The sequence below is a fragment of the Curtobacterium sp. B8 genome (assembly GCF_000333315.1).
Classification (GTDB): Bacteria; Actinomycetota; Actinomycetes; order Actinomycetales; family Microbacteriaceae; genus Curtobacterium; species Curtobacterium luteum.
Window position 1 is genome coordinate 1 of the sequence record NZ_BACW01000212.1, and the last position, 6,609, is coordinate 6,609.

The window sequence follows — 6,609 nt, forward strand, 5'->3', positions numbered from 1 at the left end:
CCCACCCGCCCGCCGGCGCCTCTGGCCCGCCGAGCGCGAGGCGCAGATCACCGCCGGGGCCGCGGCGGTCGCACGCGCGGACGGGCTCGCCGCGGTCACGCTGCGGGGGGTGGCCGCGGCCGTCGGCGTCGCACCGTCCCTCGTCGCGCACTACCGTCCGTCGATGGACGTCCTGGTCGGTGACACCTTCCGCGCGATCGCCGAGGCCGAGGTCGCGGAGATCCGTCGGCTCGTGGAGCGCCGGGCCGACCCGGTCGAACGACTGTCCGTGCTGCTCGCCGCGATCGCGGACCCGGCGCGCGACGACGTGGCGGTGCTCTGGGCCGACGCGTGGAGCCTGGGTCGGACGAACGAGGTCCTCGCCACTGCCGCGCGGGACGTCATGGACGACTGGCAGCGCCTCGCAACGGGGGTCGTCGCGGACGGCGTCGACGCTGGTGTCATGCGGACCGAGGACCCGGCGGGGATCGGCCGGCTGCTGTTCGCCCTCGTCGACGCCACGAACGGGTACGCCCTCGTCGACTACCTCGACCGCCCCACGCGTGAAGGCCTCGTGCGCGACACGATCGCCCGCGCCGTCGGCCTCGACCCGCGCGCGCTCGACGCACCTGGCCCGGACGCCTGACCCGCGCTCGTGCCCGCCGCGCACTCGGTGCGAGGTTCGACGCACGGTGGCAGGGCCTTCGCCCCGCACGGTGCGCACAACCTCGCACCGAGTAGGGAGCCGCAGCGCGCGGGGAGCCGCACCGGACGGCTACGCTCGCGGCATGGAACTCCTCACCGACGTCCGCCGCGGCGACTGGCTCGTCCGGCGGGCCGGTGCATGGTCGACGATCGGGGGCGTCGTCGGCACGGGCTTCACCGCGTGCGCGCGGGTGCTCCACCCGGTGACCGCGCACCGCGACGACCGGAGCACCACCGATCGGCGGGGCGAGCATCCCGTGCTCGAGACGGCGACGTGGCGCTGGGCCGACGTCGCGGCGCGCACTGGCGGCACCATCGACGCACGGACGCGCTGGGACCGACTGACGGGCCTGGACGACGAGTCGGACCTCCCCTTCCCGGACGGCTGGCGTGCTGAACCCCCGCAGGAGGGCTGGCTCGACCCTTCCGTGCTCGCGGTCCTCATCGGTCACCTGTCGGCAGCCACGTCGACGCCCGACGACCTCGTCGCCGGGATCTGGGACGGGTGGGGTGACCTCGACGGCAGTGGGATGCTGGTCGTCGGCTGGCAGCGGTCCGACGACGAACCGGGGCCGACGCACGCCGAGCGTGTCGCGATGCAGGCGGACGCCGACCGGCGCCGCGCCGAGCAGGACGCCCTCGTGACCGCGCTCGCCGGGCCGCGCCTGCAGTGGCCAGGGCGAGACCTCATCTGCTTCGCGACGAACGCCTCGGAGCTCGCCGACCCGACCTGGACCGATCGGGCGACGGTCGGTGACGGCCACCCGCTGCGGCACACGCCACAGCTGCTGTGGCCCGGAGACCGTGCGTGGGCGATGGCGACGGAGATCGACCTCGACTCGACGATGGTCGCCGGATCACGAGCTCTCGTCGAGGCGATCCTCGACGACCCCCGGCTGGAGGCCTTCGAGGTCCACGAGGACGACCCGCTGGGCTGAGGTCGCGGAAGCGGCGACGACCCCGGACGGGGCGTTGCGGCACGGGTTCGACGACGGGCATGCTCGGGACGTGCTGACAAGCGTCCCCGCCCGCATCGCTCTCGTGGGGACCGTCGTAGCCACCGCACTCCTGCTCACGGGCTGCTCGCAGCACGATCCGGCGCCGGACCATTACGGCCAGGCGTGGCTCGACCGCATGTCGTCCGCCCTGAGCGATGCGCACGGCCAGGGCGGTGCCGGTGGCCGGCTCACGGTCGGCGACGACGGACGCGCTTTCGCCGGAGCCGCGCTGTCCTCGGTGTCGCCGGGATCGTACGATGTGCTCGCCGTCTGTCGATCCACTGCGACCGTGCGGATCAGCGTCCGTGCCTTCACTTCGACGAAGGACGGTGAGGGCGACGACCTGCACCCCGGGGAGGCCCTCGCGGAGCGGGACGTCCCGTGCGGGGCGACGGCGCGACTCCCGATCACCGTCGACCGGAGGGTGGACGGCATCGAGCTCGACGCCGAGACGTCCGACCGGTCGGGCCGGGCGCTCTGGTCGGCGCAGATCACGCGCCGGGGGTGGCAGCCGGACCTCGATCGGATCGGCTGACGCCACCGCAGTGGGCACGGCGTCGTGCACGCCGCGCGCTCGGTGCGAGGTCCCGCACACGGTGGCAGGGCATTCCCCTCGCACAGTGCGCACAACCTCGCACCGAGTCAGAAGCGGCACCGCAGCCGCACCGCGCGCCGCAGCGCGTGACGGGACCACAGAACGGACAGGAGGCACGGTGCGAGCCCGCACCGTGCCTCCCGTCCGTCAGCGCGTCAGGGCGTCAGCCCTTGACCGGGATCGACTGCGCCTTCAGCGCCGCGACCGTCTTGGACTGCCCCGACTCGAGCGCCTCGAGGAGCGTGCCCTGTCCGGACGCCGCCTGGCCGAACCCGTCCGAGATGTCCGAGTACGTCTGGGTCATCGTCGGGCCCCAGGTGAACGGCTGGATGTTCTCCGCGGCGGTGGCGAACTCCTCGTAGATCTTCTGGTCGCCGTAGAACGGCAGGCCCTCGGTCAGTGCCGGGAGGTCGGCGCCGGTGGTGGACGCCGGGTAGAGGTTGGCCTGCTTGTTCAGGGCGGCGAGCGCCTCCTTCGACGTGTTCAGCCACACCAGGAACTTCGACGCCTCGGCCGGGTGCTTGCTCCCGCTGAAGACGACGTTGGACGAACCACCCCAGGCGGCGGACTTCGTCTCACCCGAGGTCCACTGCGGCATCGGCGCGACGGCCCACTTGCCGGAGGTCGACGGCGCACCGCTCGAGATGGTGTTCGCACCCCAGACGGCGGAGACCCAGGTCCAGTCCTGCCCCTTGTCGTAGGCGCTGTTCCACTGGTCGGAGAAGCTCGGCAGCGTGTTGACGAGCTTCTTGTCGATGAGGTCCTGCCAGTAGTTCGCGACCTTCTTCGACGCGCCGTCGGTCAGGTTGACGGTCCAGTCGGAGCCGGAGTTCGAGAACCACTGCCCGCCGGCCTGCGAGACGAGCCCGGCGAACTGGTTGACGTCGCCCTTGGCGAAGTTGGTGATGTTGCCACCGAGTGCCTTGATCTTCACGGCGTCCTGGGCGTACTCGTCCCAGGTCTTCGGCACGGACAGACCGGCCTTCTCGAAGAGGTCCTTGCGGTAGTAGAGCGCCATCGGGCCGGAGTCCTGCGGGATCGCGTAGACCGACTTCGAGTCGCCGAACGTCACCTGGTTCCAGAGACCCTCGGAGAAGTCCTTCTTCGCGTCCGCGACGCCGGCGCACGCGCCGATGTCCTCGAGGCCGTCCTGCACGCGGAACGCCGGCAGCGAGTCGTACTCGACCTGCCCGATGTCCGGGGCCTGCTTCGCCTTGAGCTGGTTGAAGAAGTTCTGGTAGGTGCCGCTGTTGCCGCTGGCGACGATGGAGACCTTGACCTGGATGTCCGGGTTCTCCTTGTTCCAGATCGCCACGACCTTGTCCATGTTCGGGACCCAGGTGGTGAAGTCGAGCGTGACCTTGCCGCTCGACGGCTTGCAGCTCGCAGCCGCGGTGTCGGAACCGCCCCCGGAGCCGCTGCCGCCGGCGCTGCAGCCGGCGAGGGCCACGGTCGCGGCGACCGCCACGGCGGCGACGCTGAGGAACTTCGTTGTCTTCATGCTGTTTCCGTTCGGGAGTGAGAGGTGGTGCGTCAGGAGGGTCGGTGGCTACTTCAGGCCGCCGGCACCGAGGCCGGACCGCCAGAAGCGCTGGAGGGAGAGGAACGCGATGAGCAGCGGGATGATCGAGAGGAACGACCCGATGAGCACGAGGGTCCGGAGGTCCGGGTACTGGCTCACGTTCGAGTTCCACGTGTAGAGGCCGAGCGTGACCGGGAACAGGGACGAGTCGCGGAGCATCACGAGCGGCAGGAAGAAGTTGTTCCAGATGGCGACGAACTGGAACAGGAAGATGGTCACGAGCGCGGGCGACATGAGCCGCACGGCCACGGTGAAGAACGTGCGGACCTCGCCCGAGCCGTCGATGCGCGCGGCCTCGATGATCTCGTCCGGCACGCTCGACGCCGCGAACAGGCGGGACAGGTACACGCCGAACGGGCTGACGATGCTCGGCAGGAACACCGACCAGAACGTGTCGGTCAGGTCCACCTGGCTGAAGATGAGGAACAGGGGCAGGGCCAGCGCGGTGGCGGGCACGAGGACACCGCCGAGGAACAGGTTGAAGAGGGCCTCGCGACCACGGAACCGGTACTTGGCGAGGGCGTACCCGCACATCGCGGACAGCACGGTGCCGATCAGGCCGGCGACGGCCGCGTACGCGATGCTGTTCGCCATCCACCGCAGGTAGATGCCGCCCTGGTAGGTGAACAGCTGGCCGAGGTTCGTCACGACGTCCTGCAGCGAGGACGCGCTGAACCACAGGGCGAACGTCGTGTTGAAGTTCGTCGCGGTCTTCGTCGACGACACCAGCAGCCAGAAGATCGGCAGCAGGAAGTAGACGGTGAAGACACCCATGACGAGCATGGCTGCGGAGCGGGAGATGACGCTCTCGCGCGGTCCCCGCGCTCCGCGCTGGTGCGGCCGGGAGGCGCGGTTCGGCTCGAGCGGTCGGCCCGCCTCCCCCGCGAGGTCGCGTCGGCTGGGGGCGTTGACGGTCACTGGGCTTCCTTCCGCTGGGTCAGTCGGAGGAACCCGATCGACAGGACGAACGTGGCGACGGCGAGGACGACCGAGAACGCCGCGGCGAGGTTGAAGTTCGGGACCGACGACGTCGAGTAGACGAGCATGTTCGGCGTGAAGGTCGACGAGATGGTCGACGTGAACTGGCGGAAGACCGTCGGCTCGGTGAGGAGCTGCAGGGTGCCGATGATCGAGAACACGGCGGTCAGGACGATCGCCGGGATCACCATCGGGATCTTGACCGACAGGGCGATGCGCAGCTGCGAGGCGCCGTCGAGCTTCGCCGCCTCGTAGATCTCGGTCGGGATCGCGAGGAGCGACGAGTAGATGATCAGCATGTTGTAGCCGACGTAGACCCACGTGACCACGTTCGCGACGGCCCACAGCACCGTGCCGCCACCGAGCAGGTCGAACCGGCTCGTGACCGCCGAGAACGGCGAGAGGTTCGGCGCGTAGAGGTAGCCCCACATGATCGCGGCGATGACGCCGGGCACGGCGTAGGGCGCGAAGAACGCCAGGCGGAAGAAGCGCTTGCCGCGCAGGAGCGGGGAGTCGAGCAGCAGGGCGAACACCAGGGCGAGGAGCAGCATCACCGGCACCTGGACGATGCCGAACAGCAGCACGCGGAGCACGGAGCCCCAGAACTCGCTGTTCTGGAACACGAGCACGTACTGGCTGAGCCCGCCGAACACCTGCGTGGGTGCGCCGAACGTGCCCTGACGCTCGATCTTCTGCAGCGACTCCCACACCGCGTAGAGGATCGGCACGAGGTAGAACGCGGTGAAGAGCACGGCGAACGGCACGATGAAGACCGCGATCGCGCGGCGGTACCGGAAGCCCCCGCCGGGCCGACGTCGTGCGACCCGGGGTCGCTGGGCTGTGGTGGTCATGAACGCTTCCTGTCCGTGCGGATGATCTGGGTGCCACCGGGGGCGATGGTGGTGGTGCCGGCGACGGCGTGGTCGGCGACGAGCTCGTGGCCCGCCTCGTGGTGCTGGACGGGCTGGTCCGTGTGGTTGAGCAGGAACACCCACTCGTGCTGGTCGTCGCGGCGGCGGACGACCTCGAGCCCGGGCCGTGCGGCAGCGTCCGGCGTGACCCCGGCCTCGGCCAGGACGTCGCCGAGCAGGGTGCGGAGGGTGTCGGCAGCGAGGACCGTGGAGACGTACCAGGCGGCGCCGGCGCCGTGGTCGTTCCGCGTGACGGCCGGCTGACCCGCGAGCTGGCCGGCGGCGTAGTCGAGCACGCTGGTGGCACCGTGCAGGGCCACGGGCTCGCTCCAGACGGTGCCCGCGGACCCGTCGGACAGGGCGATCTCGCCACCGGCGGCGAGCGGGAGGAACTCGTCGACCCGGACGCCGAGGAGGTCGCGGAAGGCGCCGGGGTAGCCGCCGGTCCGCACCCGGTCGCGCTCGTCGACGATGCCGCTGAAGCACGTGACGACCGCCCGGCCACCGGCGGCGACGTGGTCCGCGACGACGGCGGCGTGCTCGTCACGCACGAGGTACAGCTCGGGGACGAGCACCACGGCGTAGCCGTCGAGCGGCGCGCCGGGCGCCACGACGTCGACCGTGACGCCGAGGTCCCACAGCGCGCCGTGGAACGCGTGGACCTGCTCGAGGTAGCGGAGCGCGGTGGTGGGGTGCGCCTCCAGGTCGGCCGCCCACTGGTTCTCCCAGCTGAAGACGAGCGCGACGTCCGCGGCGACGCGGGAGCCGCGCAGTTCACCGAGGCGCTCGACGAGTGCGCCGAGCTCGACGACGTCGCGCCAGGTCCGGGACGCCGTGCCGGCGTGCGGGAGGAGCGCGGAG

At 70.9% G+C, this 6,609-nt stretch carries 7 protein-coding genes; 3 read left to right on the plus strand and 4 right to left on the minus strand.

Going from position 1 to position 6,609, the window contains the following annotated elements; translation table 11 throughout:
• The 3 genes from I59_RS05315 to I59_RS05325 form a co-directional block, all read left to right on the plus strand.
• Window positions 1-625, plus strand: a 625-nt coding sequence (locus tag I59_RS05315; protein ID WP_022902979.1) for a TetR/AcrR family transcriptional regulator, incomplete at its 5' end; no start/stop codon positions are given.
• A 142-nt stretch (window positions 626-767) separates the two neighbouring features.
• On the plus strand, window positions 768-1,622 hold the full coding sequence (locus tag I59_RS20680) for a hypothetical protein (RefSeq protein ID WP_022902980.1): 855 nt from the start codon (window positions 768-770) through the stop codon (window positions 1,620-1,622).
• A gap of 103 nt (window positions 1,623-1,725) precedes the next feature.
• Entirely contained in the window at window positions 1,726-2,217 is a 492-nt protein-coding gene (locus I59_RS05325; RefSeq protein WP_148286098.1) for a hypothetical protein, read from the plus strand.
• Window positions 2,218-2,440: 223 nt separating this feature from the next.
• Here I59_RS05325 and I59_RS05330 read toward each other — a convergent pair whose 3' ends face one another.
• The 4 genes from I59_RS05330 to I59_RS05345 all read right to left on the minus strand — a co-directional run.
• Window positions 2,441-3,778, minus strand: a complete 1,338-nt coding sequence (locus tag I59_RS05330; protein WP_022902982.1) for a sugar ABC transporter substrate-binding protein — start codon at window positions 3,776-3,778, stop codon at window positions 2,441-2,443.
• 48 nt (window positions 3,779-3,826) lie between these two features.
• A complete protein-coding gene (locus I59_RS05335; RefSeq protein ID WP_022902983.1) occupies window positions 3,827-4,777 on the minus strand; it encodes a carbohydrate ABC transporter permease in 951 nt (316 codons plus the stop codon).
• On the minus strand, window positions 4,774-5,688 hold the full coding sequence (locus I59_RS05340) for a carbohydrate ABC transporter permease (RefSeq protein WP_022902984.1): 915 nt from the start codon (window positions 5,686-5,688) through the stop codon (window positions 4,774-4,776). The genes I59_RS05335 and I59_RS05340 overlap by 4 nt, the downstream gene beginning before the upstream one ends.
• The coding region (locus I59_RS05345) for a beta-galactosidase trimerization domain-containing protein (protein ID WP_022902985.1) at window positions 5,685-6,609 on the minus strand (925 nt) is incomplete at its 5' end. The genes I59_RS05345 and I59_RS05340, both read right to left, overlap by 4 nt.